The organism is Pseudoduganella sp. GW821-FHT05F09, from assembly GCF_059419605.1.
This window is the reverse complement of the sequence record NZ_JBWKSD010000014.1, coordinates 63,760-87,538: the sequence shown is the minus strand read 5'-3', so window position 1 is coordinate 87,538 and position 23,779 is coordinate 63,760. Positions and strand designations below refer to the sequence as shown.

Sequence of the window (23,779 nt, the reverse complement as noted above, 5' to 3'; positions counted from 1 at the left end):
GAAATGGTTATGCCAGGCGACAACGTGTCGATCACTGTTAAGCTGATCAACCCGATCGCTATGGAAGAAGGTCTGCGTTTTGCAATCCGCGAAGGCGGCCGTACCGTCGGCGCCGGCGTGGTAGCAAAAATCCTGGCCTAAGAATCTGCGCCAAGAACTAGCGCCCGACTGCAGTCGGGTGCTATAATTGCGGATTCACTGATCAAGTTTTACGTAGGGGCGTAGCTCAATTGGCAGAGCGTCGGTCTCCAAAACCGAAGGTTGGGGGTTCGAGGCCCTCCGCCCCTGCCACCGAATTCAGGTGCAGGGCACCGAAAGTAAAATAGAATGTCTAATCAATCCGTGCAAACCGTTAGCACGTCAAACGACAAGTTCAAAGTCGTGCTGGCTGTGGTTGCCGCGATTGCAGGCGTAGTCGGGTTCTTTTACCTGGCAGGTCAACCATCCCTGGTGCGGGCAGCTGCGCTAGTGGGTGGTTTGCTTATTTCCGCTGGCATCGCGTACACCTCGACCTCCGGCCGCGATTTCCTGAATTTCGCTAAAGAAGCCGTCCGCGAAACCAAAAAAGTCGTTTGGCCTACGCGCAAAGAAGCGACGCAAATCACGATGATCGTGTTTGCCTTCGTATTGGTAATGGCTGTGTTCCTGTGGGGCACGGATAAGTTGCTGGAATTCCTGTTGTACGACGTAATTCTGGGTTGGAAACAATAATGAGCGAAAATGTGCAAGACGAAGTGCCGGGCGAAGTTCCGGCACAAGATGCTGGCGCAGCAGTGAGTGTGCCGGTGAGCAACAAGCGCTGGTACGTCGTGCATGCTTATTCCGGCATGGAAAAGAGCGTCCAGCGTGCGCTGACCGAGCGCGTCGAGCGCGCCGGCATGCAAGAACAATTCGGCCAGATCCTGGTGCCCACCGAAGAAGTGGTGGAAGTCAAGAATGGCCAGAAGTCGGTCACCGAACGCCGTTTCTTCCCTGGCTATGTGCTGGTGGAAATGGAAATGACCGACGAAACCTGGCACCTGGTGAAAAACACCAGCAAGGTCACCGGTTTCATCGGCGGCAAATCGAACAAGCCGACCCCGATTCCTGCGCGCGAGATCGACAAGATCATGCAGCAAATGCAGGAAGGCGTGGAGAAGCCGCGTCCGAAAGTGCTGTACGAAGTGGGCGAGCAGGTCCGCATCAAGGATGGTCCGTTCACCGACTTCAACGGCAACGTGGAAGAAGTGAACTACGAGAAGTCCAAAGTGCGCGTCTCGGTCACCATCTTCGGCCGTGCCACCCCGGTTGAGCTTGAGTTCGGCCAGGTCGAAAAAGTTTAAGTTAGGCAGTAAGCGCCCTCGGAGCGCGGCTCCGGCCACATCCGAACAAGAGGAGCCCTGCCATGTAAGTACCGGCGGGGCGCTACTACTCAAACCCAAAGATAGGAAGTGCCCAAATGGCAAAGAAAATCATTGGCTTTATCAAGCTGCAAGTGCCAGCCGGTAAAGCAAACCCATCCCCTCCAATCGGTCCAGCGCTGGGTCAGCGCGGTCTGAACATCATGGAATTCTGCAAAGCGTTCAACGCGCAGACCCAAGGTATGGAACCAGGCATGCCGATCCCAGTCGTGATCACCGCATTCGCCGACAAGTCGTTCACCTTCGTGATGAAGACCCCTCCAGCGACCTACCTGATCAAGAAGCACTCGGGTATCACCAAAGGTTCGCCGAAGCCACATACCGACAAAGTCGGTAAGCTGACCCGCGCCCAAGCTGAAGAAATCGCAAAACTGAAGACCCCGGACCTGACCGCCGCCGACATGGACGCAGCAGTGCGCACCATCGCTGGTTCCGCACGTTCGATGGGCATCACGGTAGAGGGCATCTAATCATGGCAAAACTGTCCAAACGCGCTCAAGCCATCAAGGCTAAAGTAGACCGTACCAAAGTGTACGCTTTCGACAACGCTGTCACCCTGATCAAAGAACTGGCTACCGCCAAGTTCAACGAATCGATCGACGTGTCGGTACAACTGGGTGTGGATCCTAAGAAATCCGACCAGGTTGTGCGTGGTTCCGTCGTGCTGCCAGCTGGCACCGGCAAGACCGTACGCGTGGCTGTATTCGCTTCCGGCGAAAAGGCTGAAGCCGCTAAAGCAGCCGGCGCCGACGTTGTTGGTATGGAAGACCTGGCCGAGCGCGTCAAAGCCGGCGACATGCCTTTCGACATCGTCATCGCTTCGCCAGACACCATGCGTATCGTTGGTACCCTGGGCCAGATCCTGGGCCCACGCGGCCTGATGCCTAACCCGAAAGTCGGCACTGTAACCCCTGACGTCGCTACCGCCGTGAAAAACGCGAAAGCCGGTCAAGTTCAGTACCGTACCGACAAGGCTGGTATCATCCACGCGACCATCGGCCGCAAATCCTTCGACGACGCCGATCTGAAGCGCAACCTGGTTGCCCTGATCGAAGCGCTGAACAAGGCCAAGCCGGCATCGTCGAAAGGCGTGTACCTGCGTAAAGTAGCGATCTCGTCGACCATGGGCGCTGGCGTCCGTGTTGACCACGCTACCCTGGCAGCGTAAGCAATAAGAATTAAGTCCTTCGGCGCAAGCCGGAGGCGCATCTTTGGGCTGTCCGCTCCGGCGGGCAGGCAATCAAAGACCGTTGGGCCGGAGGCAGCAGGCAGGTTTCCGGTTAATTGCCGCAGGGCGCCCAACGCAGATGGTGTACCCGATCAAGTTTTGTAGTCCAGTGGACTCCTAACCTCGGACGCCGTTGTTCGAACCGATGTGCGGCATTTGCCAAACATCATTTAAGGAGGTTGACCGTGGGTCTCAATCTGAATGACAAAAAGGCCGTCGTCGCCGAAGTTTCCGCAAAAGTAGCAACTGCGCAAACCATCGTCGTGGCCGAGTACCGTGGCATCCAGGTTGGTCACTTGACGCAACTTCGTGCTAAGGCGCGTGCCCAGGGCGTATACCTGCGTGTTCTGAAGAACACGCTGGCTCGCCGCTCTGTTGAAGGTACGCAGTTCGCCGCTCTGGCTGACAGCATGACCGGTCCGTTGATCTACTCGATCTCGGACGACGCCGTGGCAGCAGCGAAAGTCATCAACGACTTCGCTAAAACCAACGACAAAATGGTCATCGTCGCCGGTAACTACGCAGGTAAACAGCTGGATAAAGCTGCTGTTACCGCGCTGGCGAGCATTCCTAGCCGTGAAGTCCTCATCTCGCAGCTGTTGGGCGTTATGCTGGCTCCGGTGTCGGGCTTTGCACGTGGTCTGGCTGCTCTGGCAGCGAAAAAAGGCGAAGGCGCCGCTGCTCCTGCAGCGGAAGAAACCGCAGCTGCGTAATCGCTTACGCGATTACTGTAGTAGCGCGCTTTTTTTCTCAAGTAATCAATTCTGTAGCATACAAACAAATTAGGAGTTTCAAATGGCAATTTCCAAAGACGATATCCTGAACGCAGTTAGCGAAATGTCCGTAATGGACCTGAACGAACTGGTCAAGGCCTTCGAAGAGAAGTTCGGCGTGTCGGCAGCAGCTATGGCTGCTCCAGCAGCTGGCGGCGCAGTTGCTGCTGCAGCTGAAGAACAGACCGAATTCAACCTGGTTCTGTCCGAAGTTGGCGCAAACAAAGTTGGCGTGATCAAAGTTGTTCGCGAAATCACCGGTCTGGGCCTGAAAGAAGCTAAAGACGTAGTTGACGGCGCACCAAAAGTCGTTAAAGAAGCTCTGTCGAAAGCTGACGCTGAAGCCGGCAAGAAGAAGCTGGAAGAAGCTGGCGCCAAGGCCGACCTGAAGTAATCTAGTTGTACTGGCGAGCAGTTAGCGCCGCGAGTCAAAGTGGGGCATTCCTTCCGAAAGGAAGGAATGCCGGCTTTGGCTCCTTTGTCGTCTTTGTCGTATTTGTAGCGCGCATTTGTAGCAAACTACGCTGCAGTTTGATCATATCGACCTGAAATGATAGAGGCTTGAGGTTTCGTCTGTGTGACGTTCGTTCCGCAGCGCACCTTGCAAAACCTGAATTTTCTATCCTTTCTGTCACTCACGGAGTGTCCATGCACTACTCATTTACTGAGAAGAAACGCATTCGCAAATCATTCGCGAAGCGCGCCAACGTCCACAACGTTCCGTTCCTGCTGGCTACCCAGCTCGAGTCCTACCACAACTTCCTGCAAGAAGACATCGCACCGTCGACGCGCAAGAATGACGGCCTGCAGTCGGCCTTCACCTCCATTTTCCCTATCGTTTCGCACAATGGCTTCGCGCGTCTCGAGTTCCTGTCGTACGTCCTGGGCGACCCCGCCTTCGACGTCAAGGAATGCCAGCTGCGCGGCCTGACGTTCGCGTCGCCGCTGCGCGCCAAGGTACGCCTGGTGATCCTGGACAAGGAATCGCCAACCAAGCCTGTCGTCAAGGAAATGAAGGAACAGGAAGTCTACATGGGCGAACTGCCCCTGATGACCAGCACCGGTTCGTTCGTGATCAACGGTACTGAGCGCGTTATCGTTTCTCAGCTGCACCGCTCCCCAGGCGTGTTCTTCGAACACGACCGTGGCAAGACCCACTCGTCCGGCAAACTGCTGTTCTCGGCCCGCATCATTCCTTACCGCGGCTCGTGGCTGGACTTCGAGTTCGACCCAAAAGACATCCTGTTCTTCCGCGTCGACCGCCGCCGCAAGATGCCTGTGACCATCCTGCTGAAGGCCATCGGCATGTCGCCGGAGCAGATCCTGGCGAACTTCTTCGTGTTCGACAACTTCCACCTGCGCTCCGAAGGCGCCGAGATGGAATTCGTCGCCGAACGCCTGCGCGGCGAAGTGGCGCGTTTCGACATCGTCGATCCGAAAACCGGCAAAGTGCTGGTCGCCAAGGACAAGCGCATCAACGCCAAGCACGTGCGCGACATCGACGCCGCTGGCCTGAAGCACATCTCCGTGCCGGAAGACTACCTGCTGGGCCGCGTACTGGCCAAGAACATCGTCGATCCGGAAACCGGTGAAGTGGTGGCCAACGCCAACGACGAACTGACCGAAGACGTGCTGGCACGCCTGCGCGACGCGTCGATCGCCGACATCCAGACCCTGTACACCAACGATCTGGACCAGGGCGGCTACATCTCGCAGACCCTGCGCATCGACGACACGATGGACCAGACCGCCGCCCGCATCGCGATCTACCGCATGATGCGTCCAGGCGAACCGCCGACCGAAGAGTCGGTGGAAGCGCTGTTCAACGGCCTGTTCTACAGCCCTGACCGCTACGACCTGTCGGCCGTCGGCCGCATGAAGTTCAACCGCCGCATCGGCCGCGACGAACTGACCGGCATGATGACCTTGTCGAACGAAGACGTGCTGGCCGTGATCAAGATCCTGGTCGAGCTGCGCAATGGCCGCGGCGAAGTCGACGATATCGATCACCTGGGCAACCGCCGCGTGCGCTGCGTGGGCGAACTGGCCGAAAACCAGTTCCGCGCCGGCCTGGTGCGCGTCGAGCGCGCCGTGAAAGAGCGTCTGGGCCAGGCGGAAGCCGACAACCTGATGCCGCACGACCTGATCAACTCCAAGCCGATCTCGGCCGCTATCCGCGAGTTCTTCGGTTCGTCCCAGCTGTCGCAGTTCATGGACCAGACCAACCCGCTGTCGGAAATCACCCACAAGCGCCGTGTTTCCGCCCTGGGCCCTGGCGGTCTGACCCGCGAACGCGCCGGCTTCGAGGTGCGCGACGTGCACCCGACCCACTACGGCCGCGTCTGCCCGATCGAAACGCCTGAAGGCCCGAACATCGGCCTGATCAACTCGCTGGCACTGTACGCCCGCCTGAACGAATACGGCTTCCTGGAAACCCCGTACCGCAAGGTCGAAGGCTCCATGGTGACCGACAAGATCGACTACCTGTCCGCCATCGAAGAAGGCCGCTACATCATCGCCCAGGCGAATGCGACCATCAACGGCGAAGGCAAGCTGAGCGACGAGCTGGTGTCGGCCCGTGAAGCCGGCGAAACCATCCTGGTGTCGCCTGAGCGCATCCAGTACATGGACGTGGCCCCAGGCCAGATCGTGTCCGTGGCGGCCTCGCTGATTCCGTTCCTGGAACACGATGATGCGAACCGCGCGCTGATGGGCGCCAACATGCAGCGCCAGGCTGTGCCTTGCCTGCGTCCTGAAAAGGCGCTGGTCGGTACCGGTATCGAACGCACCGTGGCGGTCGACTCGGGCACCACCGTGCAAGCACTGCGCGGCGGCCTGGTGGACTACATCGATGCAGGCCGCGTGGTGATCCGCGTCAACGACGAAGAAGCGCAAGCTGGCGAAGTCGGTGTGGACATCTACAACCTGATCAAGTACACCCGTTCCAACCAGAACACCAACATCAACCAGCGTCCTATCGTGCAAGTGGGCGACCGCGTGGCCAAGGGCGACGTGATCGCCGACGGCGCATCGACCGACCTGGGCGAGCTGGCGCTGGGCCAGAACATGACCGTGGCCTTCATGCCATGGAATGGTCTGAACTTCGAAGATTCGATCCTGATCTCGGAAAACGTCGTCAAGGACGACCGCTACACCTCGATCCACATCGAAGAGCTGTCGGTTGTCGCACGCGATACCAAGCTGGGCGCGGAAGAAATCACCCGCGACATCTCGAACCTGGCTGAGAACCAGCTGGCTCGTCTGGATGAGTCCGGTATCGTCTACATCGGCGCGGAAGTCACCGCCGGCGACACCCTGGTCGGCAAGGTCACGCCTAAAGGCGAAACCCAGCTGACTCCGGAAGAGAAGCTGCTGCGCGCCATCTTCGGCGAAAAAGCGTCGGACGTGAAAGACACCTCGCTGCGCGTGCCTTCGGGCATGGTCGGCACCGTGATCGACGTCCAGGTGTTCACCCGCGAAGGCATCGTGCGCGACAAGCGCGCCCAGCAGATCATCGACGATGAACTGAAGCGCTTCCGCCTGGACCTGAACGACCAGATGCGTATCGTGGAAGGCGACGCCTTCCAGCGTCTGGAGAAGATGCTGATTGGCCAAGTGGTCAACGGCGGTCCGAAGAAGCTGGCCAAGGGCGCCAAGATCACCAAGGATTACCTGGACGATCTGGACAAATACCACTGGTTCGACATCCGCCCTGCGGACGACGGTGCCGCCACCGCGCTGGAAGCCATCAAGGAATCCATCAACGAGAAGCGCCACCAGTTCGACCTGGCCTTCGAAGAGAAGCGCAAAAAGCTGACGCAAGGCGACGAGCTGCAGCCTGGCGTGCAGAAGATGGTCAAGGTTTACCTGGCCGTGAAACGCCGCCTGCAGTCGGGCGACAAGATGGCAGGCCGCCACGGTAACAAGGGTGTGGTTTCCCGTATTGTTCCAGTGGAAGACATGCCATACATGGCCGACGGCACGCCGGCCGACGTGGTGCTGAACCCGCTGGGTGTTCCGTCCCGTATGAACGTGGGTCAGATCCTGGAAACCCACTTGGGCTGGGCAGCAAAAGGCCTGGGTATCCGCATCGGCGAAATGCTGGCGCAGCAGATCAAAGTGGAAGAGATGCGCAAGTATCTGACCACCGTGTACAACGAGTCGGGCCGTCCGGAAGACATCGATCAATTCGACGACGAAGAGATCATGAAACTGGCGCACAACCTGAAAAAAGGTGTGCCGTTCGCAACGCCGGTGTTCGACGGCGCGCACGAGTCCGAAATCCGCCGCATGCTGGATCTGGCCTACCCTGACGACATCGCCGCCAAGCTGGGCATGACGCCATCGAAGAACCAGGTCACCATGTACGACGGCCGCACCGGCGAAGCGTTCGAGCGCAAGGTCACCGTCGGCGTGATGCACATGCTGAAACTGCACCACCTGGTGGACGACAAGATGCACGCGCGTTCGACCGGTCCATACTCGCTGGTAACGCAGCAGCCACTGGGCGGTAAAGCCCAGTTCGGCGGCCAGCGCTTCGGTGAGATGGAGGTGTGGGCACTGGAAGCATACGGCGCGTCCTACGTGCTGCAAGAGATGCTGACTGTGAAGTCGGATGACGTGAACGGCCGTACCAAAGTGTACGAAAACCTGGTCAAAGGCGACCACGTGATCGACGCGGGCATGCCGGAATCGTTCAACGTGCTGGTGAAAGAGATCCGTTCCCTGGGTATCGATATCGACCTGGAACGCAACTAAGACACTGGCGCCGCCGGGCGGGGGAAACCCTCCGCCCGGCAGCTTTAAGAATTCAATCACCTGGAGTGATACATGAAAGCTCTGCTCGATCTATTCAAGCAAGTTCAGCAAAACGAGACGTTCGACGCGATCAAGATCGGTCTGGCCTCTCCTGAAAAAATCCGTTCCTGGTCCTACGGCGAAGTCAAAAAGCCGGAAACCATCAACTACCGCACCTTCAAGCCTGAGCGCGACGGCCTGTTCTGCGCCAAGATCTTTGGCCCGATCAAGGACTACGAGTGCCTGTGCGGCAAGTACAAGCGCCTGAAGCACCGCGGCGTGATCTGCGAAAAATGCGGCGTGGAAGTCACGCTGGCCAAAGTGCGCCGTGAGCGCATGGGCCACATCGAACTGGCTTCGCCGACCGCCCACATCTGGTTCCTGAAATCGCTGCCGTCGCGCCTGGGCATGGTCCTGGACATGACGCTGCGCGATATCGAACGCGTGCTGTACTTCGAAGCATACGTCGTGACCGATCCCGGCATGACCCCGCTGAAGAAGTGCCAGATCATGTCGGAAGACGACTACGCCGCCAAGTACGAAGAGTACGGCGACGACTTCACCGCCTTCATGGGCGCCGAAGGTATCCGTGAACTGCTGCGCTCGATCGACATCCACCGCGATGCCGAGACCCTGCGCGTGGAACTGAAGGAGTCGAAGTCCGAAGCGAAGATCAAGAAGTACGCCAAGCGTCTGAAAGTGCTGGAAGCGTTCCAGCGTTCCGGCATCAAGCCGGACTGGATGATCATGGAAGTGCTGCCAGTGCTGCCGCCGGAACTGCGTCCGCTGGTACCGCTGGACGGCGGCCGCTTTGCGACCTCCGACCTGAACGACCTGTATCGCCGCGTCATCAACCGTAACAACCGTCTGAAACGCCTGATGGAGCTGCGCGCTCCAGAGATCATCACGCGCAACGAAAAGCGCATGCTGCAAGAAGCAGTCGATTCGCTGCTGGACAACGGCCGTCGCGGCAAAGCGATGACCGGCGCCAACAAGCGTCCGCTGAAGTCGCTGGCCGAGATGATCAAAGGTAAGGGCGGCCGCTTCCGCCAGAACTTGCTGGGTAAGCGCGTCGACTACTCCGGCCGTTCGGTGATCGTGGTGGGTCCGCAGCTGAAACTGCACCAGTGCGGTCTGCCCAAGCTGATGGCCCTGGAACTGTTCAAGCCTTTCATCTTCAACAAGCTCGAACTGATGGGTCTGGCTACCACCATCAAGGCGGCGAAGAAACTGGTTGAGATTCAAGAACCAGTGGTCTGGGACATCCTGGAAGAAGTCATCCGCGAACACCCGATCATGCTGAACCGTGCGCCTACGCTGCACCGTCTGGGCATCCAGGCTTTCGAGCCGGTCCTGATTGAAGGCAAGGCTATCCAGCTGCACCCACTCGTCTGCGCGGCATTCAACGCCGACTTCGACGGTGACCAGATGGCAGTCCACGTTCCGCTGTCGATCGAAGCGCAGATGGAAGCGCGCACGCTGATGCTGGCGTCGAACAACATCCTGTTCCCGTCGAACGGCGAGCCGTCCATCGTTCCTTCGCAGGATATCGTGCTGGGTCTGTACTACGCGACCCGCGAAGCGATCAACGCCAAGGGCGAGGGCATGCTGTTCCCGGACGTGTCGGAAGTGATCCGCGCCTACGACAACAAGGAAGTCGAACTGACCACGCGCATCACTGTGCGTATCGTCGAGAATCCTAAGGACGCCGAGACCGGCGAGTTCGTGCGCACCCTGACCCGTTACGAAACGACGGTCGGCCGCGCCATCCTGTCCGAGATCCTGCCGAAGGGCCTGCCATTCTCCGTGCTGAACCGCGCGCTGAAGAAGAAGGAAATCTCGAAGCTGATCAACACGTCCTTCCGCAAGTGCGGCCTGCGCGCCACCGTGGTGTTCGCCGACCAGCTGATGCAGTCGGGCTTCCGCCTGGCAACCCGCGCCGGTATTTCGATCTGCGTGGACGACATGCTGGTACCGCCACAAAAAGTCACCCTGATTTCGGCTGCAGAGTCCGAAGTCAAACAGATCGAGCAGCAGTACGCTTCGGGTCTGGTGACCGCCGGCGAGCGTTACAACAAGGTAGTCGACATCTGGGGCAAGACCTCGGATGAAGTCGGCAAGGCCATGATGGACCAGCTGAAAGTGGAAGACGTCACCAAGCGCGACGGCACCGTGACCACCCAGGAATCGTTCAACGCGATTTACATGATGGCCGACTCGGGCGCCCGCGGTTCCGCAGCGCAGATTCGCCAGCTGGCTGGTATGCGAGGCCTGATGGCGAAACCGGACGGTTCGATTATCGAAACGCCGATTACCGCGAACTTCCGCGAAGGCCTGAACGTTCTGCAGTACTTCATTTCGACCCACGGCGCTCGTAAAGGTCTGGCGGATACGGCACTGAAGACCGCGAACTCGGGTTACCTGACCCGCCGTCTGGTCGACGTGACCCAGGATCTGGTGGTGATCGAGGACGATTGCGGCACTTCCAACGGCACGCTGATGAAGGCGATGGTCGAAGGCGGTGAAGTGATCGAAGCCCTGCGCGACCGTATCCTCGGCCGCGTGGCAGGCACCGACATCGTCAATCCCGAGACCCAGGAAACCGTGTTCGAAGCCGGCACGCTGCTGGACGAAGACATGGTGGAAGAAGTCGAACGCATGGGTATCGACGAAGTCAAAGTCCGTACCCCGCTGACTTGCGACACGCGCTTCGGCCTGTGCGCCAAGTGCTATGGCCGCGATCTGGGCCGTGGCATGCTGGTCAACTCCGGCGAAGCAGTCGGCGTTGTGGCGGCACAGTCGATCGGTGAGCCGGGTACCCAGCTGACCATGCGTACCTTCCACATCGGTGGTGCGGCGTCGCGTGCGGCAGTGGCATCGTCGGTGGAAGCGAAGTCGAACGGTATCATCCGCTTCACCTCGACCATGCGTTACGTCACCAACGGCAAAGGCGCGCAAATCGTCATTTCCCGTTCGGGCGAAGTGCTGATCACCGACGACCATGGCCGTGAGCGCGAGCGCCACAAAGTGCCATACGGCGCGACCCTGATCGTCAAGGACGGCATGGTCATCAAGGCCGGTACGGCCCTGGCGACCTGGGATCCGCTGACCCGTCCTATCATTACCGAGTACGCCGGTACGGTGCGTTTCGAGAACGTCGAAGAAGGCGTGACCGTGGCCCGCCAGGTGGACGAAGTAACCGGTCTGGCGACCCTGGTGGTAATCGATGCGAAACGCCGCGGTTCGCTGACCAAGACGCTGCGTCCGCAGGTGAAACTGCTGAACGAAGACGGCAACGAAGTGAAGATCGCCGGCACCGAACACGCCGTGGCGATCGGCTTCCAGGTCGGCGCGCTGATCATGGTGAAAGACGGCCAGGCGGTATCGGTGGGCGAAGTGCTGGCACGTATCCCGACCGAATCGCAGAAGACCCGCGACATTACCGGTGGTCTGCCGCGCGTAGCCGAGCTGTTCGAAGCACGTTCGCCGAAAGACGCGGGCATGCTGGCGGAAGTGACCGGTACCGTTGCGTTTGGTAAAGAAACCAAGGGCAAGCAGCGTCTGGAAATCACCGACATGGACGGCAACAAGCACGAGTTCCTGATTACCAAGGACAAGCAAGTGCTGGTGCACGACGGCCAGGTGGTGAACAAGGGTGAGATGATCGTGGACGGCCCGGCCGATCCGCAAGACATCCTGCGTCTGCTGGGTATCGAAGCGCTGGCGCGTTACATCGTTGACGAAGTGCAGGACGTGTACCGTCTGCAGGGCGTGAAGATTAACGACAAGCACATCGAAGTGATCGTGCGCCAGATGCTGCGCCGTGTACAGATCGTCAACGCCGGCGACACCGACTACATCGTCGGCGAGCAGGTTGAGCGTTCCGAGCTGCTGGATGAGAATGACCGCATGAACGCGGCTCAGAAGATTCCTGCAACCTACGAAAACGTGCTGCTGGGTATTACCAAGGCATCGCTGTCGACCGATTCGTTCATCTCGGCCGCATCGTTCCAGGAAACCACCCGCGTGCTGACGGAAGCGGCGATCATGGGCAAGCGCGACGGTCTGCGCGGCCTGAAAGAGAACGTCATCGTTGGCCGCCTGATCCCTGGCGGTACCGGTCTGGCCTTCCACCGCGCCCGCCGCGAGAAGGAAGTCTGGGAAGCGGAAGAGCGCAAAGCCCTGCTGGACGCGGAACGCGCGGCCATCGTGGCCGAGCTGCCGGAAGAAGCTCCACACCACAGCGACGAAGCGTAAGCTTCAGTCCGCAAAGCAAAACGGCACCTGCGGGTGCCGTTTTTTTATGCCCGCTGCGCGGGGGCGAAGACGTCGTCCAGCGATGTGGCGTCGAGCAGCGCGCCAGCCCAGATCGCCAGCTGTTCTGTATCTGCCTCCTGCAAGAGCTGGTGTATGGGACCGGGCAGTTCTCCGAATCGCCGTGTTAACTGGAGCCCTATCAACTGGGCTTGCCCGAGTTGCCGGCCTTCGGCCCTTCCTTTTTCGCGCGCCTCGCGTGCGAAGGGCAGCATGTATTCCATGGCGAACTCCTTATGTGTCTGTTGAATCTCTTGCCAAAATGAAGCCTCCATTTCGGCGGGCAGGCGCATCATCCATCCAATGACGCTTACAAAATCCATAGTACGCTCTTGCGGCCAACCGCGCTTATATAGCAGAGCTATCAGGTACAGTTTTGCCGCATGCCGTTCTGCATGCTTATGACGGGTGCGCTGAGTCTGTATATGTGCGGCAGTCAGCAAGGCGAATGGATTTTGATCTTTTAGCAGCTTATCCAGGTCGTAGTCCCGCAGAGTAATCGCAGGAAATTTGAAACGGATTTCGCAGCCGAATACCTTGTAGCCGTAGTGGCTTCGAATGTGGCCGTATTTTGTGTCGGCCAATATGGCCAAGGAGGCTGTCGGCAGCCGGTGCTGATTGAATATTCGGTAGTTGTAAACGAATATTCTTTCGGCAAAGTTGTTGATATAGCGGCTTTGCACTTCAATATGGACCAGAACCAGTTTCGGTTGTCCTTCGAGTCTGGAGACGCGGACCAATGCATCGGCCCGGCGCGAGCCGGTTATAGCCTCGGGGGCTATTTGCGCAAGCTCGGTATCCAGAAATTCAATAGGTTGCTGCCAGTCGATTTGCTTGTGCGCGGCCGGAAAATAGAACGCAATGAATTCCTGGAAATGGCGGGTAATTGCGATTTTCCATGGCGCGTCGTAATTGTCCGGCATGGCGGCTCTCCGCTGGGCTGAAGAGCTTATGTTGGCATGCGGCGCGGGCCGCATTTTGATGTGCCGCATAACGCGAGGTGAAAATAGAAGGGGCCACTACGAAAGCGGCCCCCTTACTTCTGTGATGTGTCCGCCCGGTAACTTGAGTCGGTCCGGAACAGCAACACCTCACAACTACAGGATCGCACATATCCGCCAAATGTAAAGCAGGATTTGCCGTCCAGCCGACGCGGCGGCCGCCGCTGCGTTCGGCGGCTGCAACAGGCGCCACGGCGGAATGCGGTTTCCATGCACACAGGCATGGATTGCTGTGCCAGATGCTGGCTTATCCGTGCTAAGATTTGGTCCATGATCGCCCAAGCCCTCTTCACTCCCGCCCAGCAAAAACTGCTGGGCCTGATGTTCGTGCGCGTTAATGATGGTTTCCACCTCAACGAGATCATGCGCCTGACGGGATTGGGCAGCGCCTCCGCGCAGCGCGAATTACGCCGCCTGCATGACTCCGGTTTGATCGTGTCCGAACGCATCGGCAATGTGCGCCGCTTCCGCCCCAATAAAGACAGCCTGGTGTACGGCGAATTATCCAGCCTGGTGCGCAAGACTTTCGGCCTGGTCAGCGTGCTCAATTCCGCGCTGTCGCCGCTGGGCGATGTATTGAACGTGGCGTTCGTCTATGGCGCCACCGCCAAGGAACAGGAAGCCAGCGAAGATAAAATCGAATTGCTGCTGATCGGCGATAACACCAGCTACGGCGAATTGCTGTCGCGGTTGCCGGTGGCCGAACGTATTTTGCGCCGCAAGATCAGCCCCAACCTTTACACGCTGCCCGATTTCCGGCGCCGCCTGCGCGAGCGCCAGCAATTCCTGGTGCATGTATTGCAGGAGCCCAAGGTATTTGTGTGGGGCGATGAAACGGATTTGAATTACGCCAGCCGCGTCGAGGAGAATTGAAATGGATAAGGCGAATGCAGCAGCACGCTTTCAGAGTTTTAAGGAATTCTATCCGTTCTATTTGCAAGAGCACTCCAATTCAATCTGCCGCCGCCTGCATTTCATCGGCTCCACCCTGGTCCTGTTAATTATTATCATCGCCGCTGTGCGCGGCAATTATGGTTTGCTGTGGTTTGTTCCATTGGCAGGCTATGGCTTCGCCTGGATAGGCCATTTCTTTTTCGAGCATAACCGTCCCGCCACATTCAAATATCCCCTGTATAGCTTGCTGGGCGATTGGGTAATGTACCGCGACATGCTGGCCGGCCGCGTCCGTTTTTAATGCGATGAAAGCCCTGTTTTATCCCGCCATCAATTTGATGGGCAGGTTGCGCTACGCGCATAAATTCCTGCTGCTGGGTTTGCTTGCGCTGGGCGCCGTGGTGCTGCTCCAGGTGAATCTTTACCAGGCGCTGGACCGGGTGATAGAACCGTCGCGCGAGGAGCTGCTCGGCCTGGAGGCGCTGGTGCGCCTGAACCGCAGCATCCAGCTGGTGCAGCACGACCGCGGACTGGCGGCGGGTTTTCTTGGCGGCAACAAATTGCTGGCCCAGCGGCAGCAGGCCAAGGCGGCCGAAGTGGACGCCGCTTTCCTGCGCCTGGCCGAGGCCCTGCCGCCCGAAGTGCTGCCGGCGGCGCGCTGGCGCGAGGTCAGCGGCGACTGGCGCGCGCTGCGCCAGTTCGGCCTGGAGTGGCCGCAGCAGACCAACACACTGCGCCACGAGCAGCTGATCGCCAAGATGCTGACCCTGGCGTCCGACGTGGCCGACGCCAGCGCGCTGACGCTGGACCCGGACATCGCCAGCTATTATTTGATGGACGTGATCGTCAAGCTGCCCTTCTTCACCGAGCGGCTGGGCCAGACCCGCGCTTTCGGCGCCGCCATTCTGGCGCGCAAGACGGTTACCGAGGCCGAGCGGCTGCAGATGGCCAGCCTGCTGGGCCACACCCGCATCGCGCGCGATTTGCAAACCGCCAATCTTGAAAAAGTCGTTAACTACAATCCCGCGCTGCGCGGCGTGCTGGGCAGCCTGGACCAGAATGTGGACGCCGGCATGCGCATCGCGCTGGGCATGGCGCAGGACGACATCATCGACGCCCGCTTCGGCGTCAGCTCGGAGCAGTACATCGAGCAGTTCACCAATCTCATCGACCAGATCTATGCCGGCGGCAGCGAAGTGCTGGCGCCGGCCCTGCGCGACCATATCGAGCGGCGCATCGACAAGGCGCGCACCGGCCTGGCCTGGATCGTGGTGCTCAGCGCGCTGGCCTGCGCGCTGTTCGCCTACCTGGCGGTGGGCATTTTCCTGGCGCTGACCGGGCAGATCCAGGGCGTGCTGCACACGCTGCGCACGCTGAGCGACGACAGCGCCGAGCGTGCCCAGCTGGTGGAGGCCATCGCGGCGGGCGACCTGAGCCGCGAAGTGCACGAGCCGCCCGCGCTGGAGATGGGCGGGCTGGCGGCGCGGCGCGACGAGATCGGCGCGCTGGTGGGCGCCATCGCCGCCATGAGCGCCGCCCAGCAAAGCCTGGGGCGCGGCTTTGCCCGTATGGCGCGCACGCTGCGCCTGCACCTCGACGAGGAACGCCAGCAGGACTGGGCCAAGAGCGGCATCAATGCCCTGAATATCGAGCTGCGCGGCGAACGCGCACTGCCGGAGCTGACGCAGGCCGTGGTCAGTTTCCTGACGCGCCATGTGGGCGGCGCGGTCGGCGCGCTGTACCTGCACGACGCCGGGCGGCAAGAACTGGTGCTGGCCGCCAGCCACGCTTACACCACCGGCACGGCGCCGCGCCGCCAGTTCGCGGCGGGCGAGGGCTGGGCCGGCAGCGCGGTGCGCAGCGGCGCCATCGAGGTGCTCTCGCCGGTGCCGCCGGGCTATCTGGACGTGGCCTCGGCGCTGGGCCAGGCCGGACCGGCCGCCGTGGCGGCGGTGCCGCTGATGCACAACGGCGAGCTGGTGGGGCTGGTGGAGATCGGCACCTTCGGCGAGTTCGACGCGCCGCGCCTGGAATGGCTGCGCCAGGCGGCCGAGGCGGTGGCGGTGGCGGTTGGCGTGGAGCATGCGCGCCGCCGCGTGGCCAACTTGCTGGAGCAGACCCAAGTGCAGACCGAGGAATTGCTGGTGCAGCAGGAGGAACTGCAGCAGTCCAACGAGGAGCTGGAGGAGCGCGCCCAGCTGCTGGAGCAGCAGCGCGAGGTGATACGGCAGAAGAGCGCGGAAAGCGAGCAGGCCAGCCGCGAGCTGCGCCGCAAGGCCGACGAGCTGGAGCGCATCAGCGCCTACAAGTCCGAATTCCTGGCGAATATGTCGCACGAGCTGCGCACGCCGCTGAACAGCATGCTGATCCTGTCCAGCTTGCTGCAGCAGAACAAGGAAGGCAAACTCAGCGGCAAGCAGGTGGAGTACGCGGCCACCATCAACGGCGCCGGCAAGGACTTGCTCAACCTGATCAACGACATCCTCGACCTGTCCAAGATCGAGGCCGGACACGTGACGCTGGAACTGGAGGACGTGGCGCTGGGCGACATGGCCAGCCAGCTGCAGGCCCTGTTCCAGCCGCTGGCCGAGCACCAGGGGCTGGCCTTGCACATCGCCCTCGCCGCCGGCGCCCCCGCGCAGCTGCGCACCGACGGCCAGCGCCTGCTGCAGATCCTGAAAAACCTGCTGGCCAACGCCGTCAAGTTCACCGCGCAGGGCAGGGTGGGGCTGGACGTGCGCGTCTGCAATGCTGCCGAGGCGGGCGGCCAGGGCCGGACCGGCGAGGCCCTGGCGTTCGCCGTCAGCGACACCGGCGTGGGCGTCGCCCCCGAGCAGCACGAGCGCATCTTCCATGCCTTCCAGCAGGCGGACGGCTCCACCAGCCGCAAATTCGGCGGCACCGGCCTGGGCCTGTCGATTTCGCGCCAGCTGGCGCGCCGCATGGGCGGCGAGATCACGGTCAGCAGCGCTCCCGGCGCGGGCAGCATCTTCACCTTGTATTTGCCGCTCGATGCCGGCGCCGTGCCTGCCGCGCCGCCCGCTGCGCCGGACGCCACATCCGCCGCCGCCCCCGCGCGCTACGAGCGCGCCGCCATGGCCGGCGCCGAGCAGCCCGGAACGGCCGCGCGCCCGCCAGCCATGGCGATGGAGGACGACCGCGAACTGGTGCTGCCCGAATACCGCTGCATCCTCATCGTCGAGGACGACCTGTCCTTCGCCCGCATCCTGCGCGACACGGTGCGCGAGCACGGCTTCCAGGCCATCGTCGCCTGCGACGGCGAGGACGGCCTGGCGCTGGCCGAGCGCTACCGCCCCAACGCCATCCTGCTGGACGTGATGCTGCCCCATATCGACGGCTGGGGCGTCATGCGCAGCATCAAGGACAACCCGGCCACGCGCCACATCCCGGTGCACTTCATCACCTGCCTGGAAGACCGCCAGAAAGCCATGGGCCTGGGCGCCATCGGCTTTATCACCAAGCCGGTCAGCGCCCAGCAGCTGGACGAGGTGCTCGACTCCATCGGCGCCGCCATCGCCCGCACCGACAAGCGCCTGCTGGTGGTGGAGGATGACGAGGCCGAGGCCATGAGCGTGGCCGCGCTGCTCGAGACCGAAGGCCTGGACATTTCGATTGCGCGCTCCGGCAGCGCCGCCCTGGCCCTGCTGGCGCAAGGCCGCTACGACTGCATGGTGCTGGACCTGGGCCTGTCCGACATGTCCGGCTTCGAGCTGCTCGACCGCCTGCGCGACAGCGCCTGCGCGCCGCAGATGCCGGTGATCGTGCATTCCGGCCGCAGCCTGAACGAAGTGGACGAGGCCCGCCTGCGCCGTTACGCCGACAGCATCATCGTCAAGGGCGCCAAGAGCCCCGAGCGGCTGGTGGGTGAAGTGAGCCTGTTCCTCCACCTGGTTGAAAGCTCGCTGCCGCAGGACCAGCAGAAAATGATACGGCGCGCGCTCGACAAGGAAGCCATGTTCGAGCAGCGCAAGGTGCTGCTGGTGGACGACGACATCCGCAACATCTTCTCGCTGTCCTCGGTGCTGGCCGAAAAGGGCATGCACATCGTGGAGGCGGGCAACGGCGCCGAAGCGCTGGCGCAGCTGCAGGCGCACCCGGACATCGACATCGTGCTGATGGATATCATGATGCCGGAGATGGACGGCTTCGAGGCCATGCGCCGCATCCGCCGCGAGCCGCGCTGGGCGCGCCTGCCCATCATCGCGCTCACCGCCAAGGCGATGCTGGGCGACCAGAAGCAATGCCTGGACGCGGGCGCCAGCGACTACCTGGCCAAGCCGGTGGACCTGGACAAGCTGTTCTCGCTGATGCGCGTGTGGCTTTACCAGGCCGGGGAGGTGGCGTGAACGAGCAGGACATCGTGGAGCTGGAAATCGGCCTGCTGGTGAGCGCCGTCAAGCAGGCGCACGGCTACGACTTCAGCGGCTACGCCAGCGCCTCGCTCACGCGCCGCCTGGTGGCGTGGCTGGGCAAGTCGGGCTTCGACAGCTTCGGCGCGGCCACCTCGGCGCTGCTGCGCGACGCGCTGCTGTGCCGCGCGCTGGTGGAGGACGTCACCGTCAACGTGTCGGACATGTTCCGCGACCCGCCGTTCTTCAAGGCGCTGCGCGAGGAAGTGCTGCCGCACCTGCGCACCTATCCGCACGCGCGGATCTGGGTGGCCGGCTGCGCCGGCGGCGAGGAAGTGATGTCGCTGGCCATACTGCTGCGGGAGGAAGGCATGGACCAGCAATGCCGCATCTACGCCACCGACCTGAACGAGTCGGTGCTGGAGCGCGCGCGCCAGGGCATGTTCGAACTGCGCGACATGCAGCGCTACACCAGGAACTACCAGCTCGCCGGCGGCTGCGCCGCCTTTTCCGACTACTACGTGGCGCGCTACGGCCGCGCGCTGTTCGATCCCGGCCTGCTGCGCAACGTGGTGTTCGCCGCGCACAACCTGGCCACCGACGCCGACTTCAGCGAGATGCAGCTGATCCTGTGCCGCAACGTGATGATCTACTTCAAGCCGGCGCTCAAGGAGCGCCTGCTGTCCCTGTTCGACGGCTGCCTCACGCCGGGCGGCTTCCTGTGCCTGGGGACCAAGGAAACGCTGGACCAGCGCGCCATTGCGCCGCGCTACCGCGAAATGGCCGCGCCCGTCCGCATCTACCGCAAGCAGTACGCCGCCGGAGCGCAGGCATGAACCCGGGCATGAGCCACGGCATGGGCCCGACGCGGCGCCCGCGCTTCCGCGCCGTGGTGCTGGGCGTCTCCATGGGCGGCGTGGACGCGCTGCAGCGCGTGCTGCCCGCGCTGCCGGTGGACTTCCCCCTGCCGCTGCTGGTGGTCATCCACATATCGCCCGGCTCGGGCGACAGCCTGGCGCGCCTGCTCGACTTCACCGCGCCGCTGCGCGTGAAGGAAGCCGACGAGGGCGAACTGCCGCAGCCCGGCACGGCCTACCTGGCCCCGGCCGGCTACCACCTGCTGGTCGAGCGCGACGGCAGGCTGGCGCTGTCGGCCGACGCGCCGGTGAGCTTTGCGCGCCCTTCGGTGGACGTGCTGTTTGAATCGGCTGCGGCCTGCTACGGCGCCGCGCTGGTGGGAGCGGTGCTGACCGGCGCCGGCGCGGACGGCGCGGCCGGCCTGGCGCGCATTGCGGCGGCGGGCGGCTACACCATCGTGCAGGAGCCGGCCGACGCGGTGATGGACCTGATGCCGCGCGCCGCGCTGGCGCGCCTGGCGCCCGGCACGCCGAACGCCATCGCCACGCTGGACCGGCTGCCGCTGCTGCTGCAGCGCCTGGCCGGCATGGAGGCCGCATGAACCGCCGCGGCATGGCCACGCTGCCGGCCACCGTGCCGGTGCTGCTGGTCGACGACAACGACGACAACCTGCTGGCCCTGTCCGCCCTGCTCGACGGCGTGGAAGGGCTGGAGCTGTCCACCGCCAACAGCGGCGAGGAAGCCTTGCGCCAGCTCTTGCGGCGCGATTTCGGCCTGGTGCTGATGGACGTGCAGATGCCCGGCATGGACGGCTACGAAGCGGCCACGCTGATGCGCGCCAACCCGAAAACGCGCAATGTGCCCATCGTTTTTGTCACCGCGCTGCAGGGCGGCAGCGAGTTCTCGCTGCGCGGCTACGAGAGCGGCGCGGTGGACTACCTGGTCAAGCCTATCGAAACCGTGGTGCTGCACGCCAAGGTGAATGTGTTTGCCGCGCTGTACCGCCAGCGCCTGGCCATCGCCGAATTCGAGCGCTACGCCAGCCAGGTGGAGAACGTGATGGCGGCGCGGCGCGCCAGCCCGGACGGCCAGCCGCTGCGGCTGCTGCTGGTGGACGACCAGCCGGCCAACCTGCTGGCGCTCGAAGGCCTGCTGGGCGAACTGGCCGAGCAGTCCAATGTGGAGCTGGTGCGCGCCAACTCCGGCCCCGAGGCGCTGCGCGCCGTGCTGCGCGCCGACTACGCGGCGGTGCTGCTGGACGTGCAGATGCCCGGCATGGACGGCTTTGAAACGGCGGAGCTGATGCGCGCCAATCCGCGCACCAGCACCCTGCCGGTGATCTTCGTCACCGCCGGCATGAAGGACCGCGCGGCCCAGTTCAAGGGCTACGAGCTGGGCGCGGTCGACTATCTGATCAAGCCGCTCGAGCCGCACATCCTGGTGTCCAAGGTGCGCGTGTTCTGCGAGCTGTACCGCCAGCGCATGGCGCTCGAGCTGCAAAGCGCGCACCTGGAATCGCTGGTGGCCGAGCGCACCGAAGCGCTGCGCCGCAGCGCCGAAGAACTGTCCGATTCGCGCGAGCGCTACCGCCGCCTGCTGGGCGCCGTCACGCACCAGCTGTTCTCGCTGCGCCGCGACGGCAAGCAGCTGCGCTCCTACGGCCACGGCTCCGGCTGCGAAGCGGTCACCGGCTATCCGCCGCAGGCCTTCGAGGACGACCCCATGCTGTGGCTCACCATCGTGGCCGAACCGGAGCGCGCGCTGGTGGCGGCGCGCGCGGCCGCCGCGCTGGACAGCGGTGCCATCAGCCAGTACGAGCACCGCATCCGCTGCTGCGACGGCGTGGCGCGCTGGGTGCGCTCCACCTTTGTGTGCGCCGGCACCGACGAGGCGCCGGTGTGCGACGTGCTGATCGAGGACATCGACCAGCGCCGCCGCGTGGAGGAAGACCGCGCCCACCTGGTGGACCAGCTGGCGCTGGCCACGCGCGCCGCGCGGCTCGGCATCTGGGACTGGAACCTGGCCAGCAATGAGCTGGTGTGGGACGAGCGCATGTACAGCCTGTGCGGCGTGGCGCCGGGCGAGCTGGGCGACGCGCACCAGACCTGGCTGCGCACCACGCATCCGGACGACCGCGCGCTGTGCGAGCGCGCCCGCCAGCGCGCGCTGTGCGGCGACCAGCCCTTCGACATCGAATTCCGCGTGATCCACCCGGACGGCAGCATCCGCTACATGAAGTCGGACGGCCAGGTGCTGCGCAACGCCCAGGGCCAGGCGGTGCGCATGACCGGCACCCATTACGACATCACCGAGCGCAAACAGGCCGAGGAAGAAATGCGGCGCCACCGCGACCACCTGCTGGAACTGGTGGACGAGCGCAACGCCAGCCTGCGCGCCATCGTCGACAACGCGGCCGACGGCATCGTCTCGGTCGACGAAAACGGCTACATCCTGAGCTTCAACCGCGCCGCCGAGAATATGTTCGGCTACAGCGAGGCGGAGATCCTGGGCCGGCCTATCGGCAAGCTGATACCGCAGGCCGGCAGGGCCGGCGGCCAGGACCGTCCGGTGGTGCGCAGCATGGACCTGGAAGGCCAGCGGCGCGACGGCAGCGCCTTCCCCATGCACGTGGCGATCAGCGAAGTGGAGGTGGCGGGGCGGCCGCGCATCATCGGCATCCTGCGCGACATCTCGCAGCAGAAGGCGGCCGAGGCCAGCCTGATCGCGGCGCGCAACGCGGCCGAAACGGCCAGCCAGGTGAAGTCCGAATTCCTGGCCAAGATGAGCCACGAGCTGCGCACGCCGCTCAACGCGGTGATCGGCTTCTCGCAGCTCATGTCGCGCTCCGGCACCCTGCTGCCGGACCAGCAGCGCAACTTGGAAATCATCCACCGCTCCGGCCACCACCTGCTCACCCTGATCAACGACGTGCTGGCCCTGTCCAAGATCGAGGCCGGCGGCACCCATATGGAAGCGGTCGACGCCGACCTGGCGCGGCTGCTGGAGGAAGTGGCCGAGATGCTGCGCATCCGCGCCCAGAACGAAGGCCTGGAGCTGGAGCTGGCCCTGGAGCAGCTGCCGGCCGCCGTGAAGGTGGACGCGGTCAAGCTGCGCCAGGTGCTCATCAACCTGGTCGGCAACGCGCTCAAGTTCACGCAGCAGGGGCGGGTGCTGGTGCAGGCCAGCGGGCAGCTGCTGCACGGGCACGAGGAAGGCATGGCGCGCATCGGCTTCGTCATCAGCGACACCGGCATCGGCATGGCGCCGGGCGACCTGCAGCGCATCTTCGACCCCTTCGTGCAGGTGGGCGGACCGGCCAGCGAGAGCGGCACCGGCCTGGGGCTGGCGATCTCGCGCCAGTACGTGGAGCTGCTGGGCGGCGTGCTGCAGGTGGAATCGGAAGTGGGGCGCGGCTCGGTGTTCCGCTTTACGCTCACGCTGCCGCTGGCCGAGGCGCCGCGCGCGCTGCCGTCGGCGGCGGGCGAAGTCCTGGGCCTGGCGCTGCACGAGCGCGGCAAGCGCGTGCTGGTGGCGGACGACGACCGCGAATCCCAGCTGCTGCTGGGCGAGCTGCTCGAGCCGCTGGGTTTTGTGGTGGCCTTCGCCGGCAACGGCGTGGAAGCGCTGGCGCGCGTGGCCAGCTTCGCGCCGCACCTGGTGCTGATGGACTGGCGCATGCCCGAGCTGGACGGCCTGGCCACGATACGGCGCATCCGCAGCCAGCCGGACGGCGGCCAGGTGCGCATCATCATGTGCACCGCCAGCGCCTTCGAGGAGCAGTGCGCGGTGGCGCTGGAAGCGGGCGCGGACGCTTTCCTGCGCAAGCCGCTGGACACGGCGGAGCTGTACCGCCACATCGAGCGCCTGCTCGGCCTGCGCTTCCAGCGCGCGGCGTGCAGCGGCGGAGTTGGCGGCAGCGGCGGCGGCGGTTTCGAGCCGGTGCGCAAGGACGAGCTGGCGGGCCTGCCCGCCGAAGTGAAGCGTGCGCTGAAGGAAGGCGCGGTGGAGCTGGACCAGCAGCGCCTGGCCGGCGCGCTGGCCGCCATCGAAACCGACTGCCCCGACCTGGTCCGGCGCCTGCGCCACATGACGCAAGCCTTCCGCTACCGCGAGCTGTTCGCCCTGCTGTCGGATTCCTGATTAA

Annotated in this window: 16 protein-coding genes and 1 tRNA gene; 16 read left to right on the top strand and 1 reads right to left on the bottom strand. The window is 63.0% G+C overall.

Annotated elements, in window-relative coordinates:
• From AC07S4_RS29615 to rpoC, 10 genes are all read left to right on the top strand, one after another.
• Positions 1 to 141, top strand: a 141-nt coding sequence (locus AC07S4_RS29615) for an EF-Tu C-terminal domain-related protein (protein ID WP_494988896.1), incomplete at its 5' end; no start/stop codon positions are given.
• 74 nt (positions 142 to 215) lie between these two features.
• Positions 216 to 291: transfer RNA gene (locus AC07S4_RS29610), tRNA-Trp, on the top strand.
• 36 nt (positions 292 to 327) lie between these two features.
• Entirely contained in the window at positions 328 to 711 is a 384-nt protein-coding gene (secE, locus tag AC07S4_RS29605; RefSeq protein WP_056392625.1) for a preprotein translocase subunit SecE, read from the top strand.
• Complete coding sequence (gene nusG, locus AC07S4_RS29600; RefSeq protein WP_494990000.1) at positions 711 to 1,322, top strand: transcription termination/antitermination protein NusG; 612 nt, start codon at positions 711 to 713, stop codon at positions 1,320 to 1,322. Before secE ends, nusG begins: the two co-directional genes overlap by 1 nt.
• A 116-nt stretch (positions 1,323 to 1,438) precedes the next feature.
• Positions 1,439 to 1,870 carry a 50S ribosomal protein L11 gene (rplK, locus tag AC07S4_RS29595; RefSeq protein WP_161071492.1) on the top strand — a complete coding sequence of 144 codons (432 nt, stop codon included), beginning with the start codon at positions 1,439 to 1,441 and terminating at the stop codon, positions 1,868 to 1,870.
• A 2-nt stretch (positions 1,871 to 1,872) separates the two neighbouring features.
• Positions 1,873 to 2,568 carry a 50S ribosomal protein L1 gene (gene rplA, locus AC07S4_RS29590; protein WP_161071491.1) on the top strand — a complete coding sequence of 232 codons (696 nt, stop codon included), beginning with the start codon at positions 1,873 to 1,875 and terminating at the stop codon, positions 2,566 to 2,568.
• Positions 2,569 to 2,813: 245 nt separating this feature from the next.
• A complete protein-coding gene (gene rplJ / locus AC07S4_RS29585) occupies positions 2,814 to 3,341 on the top strand; it encodes a 50S ribosomal protein L10 (protein WP_494989999.1) in 528 nt (175 codons plus the stop codon).
• Between the two features lie 82 nt (positions 3,342 to 3,423).
• Positions 3,424 to 3,795, top strand: a complete 372-nt coding sequence (rplL, locus tag AC07S4_RS29580) for a 50S ribosomal protein L7/L12 (RefSeq protein WP_494989998.1) — start codon at positions 3,424 to 3,426, stop codon at positions 3,793 to 3,795.
• Between the two features lie 254 nt (positions 3,796 to 4,049).
• Positions 4,050 to 8,159, top strand: coding sequence for a DNA-directed RNA polymerase subunit beta (rpoB, locus tag AC07S4_RS29575; protein ID WP_494989997.1), 4,110 nt, complete (start codon positions 4,050 to 4,052; stop codon positions 8,157 to 8,159).
• A 72-nt stretch (positions 8,160 to 8,231) separates the two neighbouring features.
• Positions 8,232 to 12,455 carry a DNA-directed RNA polymerase subunit beta' gene (rpoC, locus tag AC07S4_RS29570; protein ID WP_494989996.1) on the top strand — a complete coding sequence of 1,408 codons (4,224 nt, stop codon included), beginning with the start codon at positions 8,232 to 8,234 and terminating at the stop codon, positions 12,453 to 12,455.
• A gap of 44 nt (positions 12,456 to 12,499) precedes the next feature.
• Here the strand turns inward: rpoC and AC07S4_RS29565 are convergent, their stop codons facing one another.
• Entirely contained in the window at positions 12,500 to 13,435 is a 936-nt protein-coding gene (locus AC07S4_RS29565) for an Rpn family recombination-promoting nuclease/putative transposase (protein ID WP_494989995.1), read from the bottom strand.
• Between the two features lie 288 nt (positions 13,436 to 13,723).
• Here AC07S4_RS29565 and AC07S4_RS29560 point away from each other — a divergent pair, with 288 nt between their 5' ends.
• From AC07S4_RS29560 to AC07S4_RS29535, 6 genes are read left to right on the top strand one after another with little or no spacing between them, the layout of a single operon-like run.
• Entirely contained in the window at positions 13,724 to 14,386 is a 663-nt protein-coding gene (locus AC07S4_RS29560; RefSeq protein ID WP_494989994.1) for an ArsR family transcriptional regulator, read from the top strand.
• 1 nt (position 14,387) lies between these two features.
• Complete coding sequence (locus tag AC07S4_RS29555; RefSeq protein ID WP_494989993.1) at positions 14,388 to 14,708, top strand: Mpo1-like protein; 321 nt, start codon at positions 14,388 to 14,390, stop codon at positions 14,706 to 14,708.
• A gap of 4 nt (positions 14,709 to 14,712) precedes the next feature.
• Positions 14,713 to 18,774, top strand: coding sequence for a response regulator (locus tag AC07S4_RS29550; protein WP_494989992.1), 4,062 nt, complete (start codon positions 14,713 to 14,715; stop codon positions 18,772 to 18,774).
• Entirely contained in the window at positions 18,771 to 19,613 is an 843-nt protein-coding gene (locus tag AC07S4_RS29545; RefSeq protein WP_494989991.1) for a CheR family methyltransferase, read from the top strand. Before AC07S4_RS29550 ends, AC07S4_RS29545 begins: the two co-directional genes overlap by 4 nt.
• Positions 19,610 to 20,236, top strand: a complete 627-nt coding sequence (locus AC07S4_RS29540; protein ID WP_494989990.1) for a chemotaxis protein CheB — start codon at positions 19,610 to 19,612, stop codon at positions 20,234 to 20,236. Before AC07S4_RS29545 ends, AC07S4_RS29540 begins: the two co-directional genes overlap by 4 nt.
• Entirely contained in the window at positions 20,233 to 23,775 is a 3,543-nt protein-coding gene (locus tag AC07S4_RS29535; RefSeq protein WP_494989989.1) for a response regulator, read from the top strand. The genes AC07S4_RS29540 and AC07S4_RS29535 overlap by 4 nt, the downstream gene beginning before the upstream one ends.
• The last annotated feature ends 4 nt before the right edge of the window (positions 23,776 to 23,779 follow it).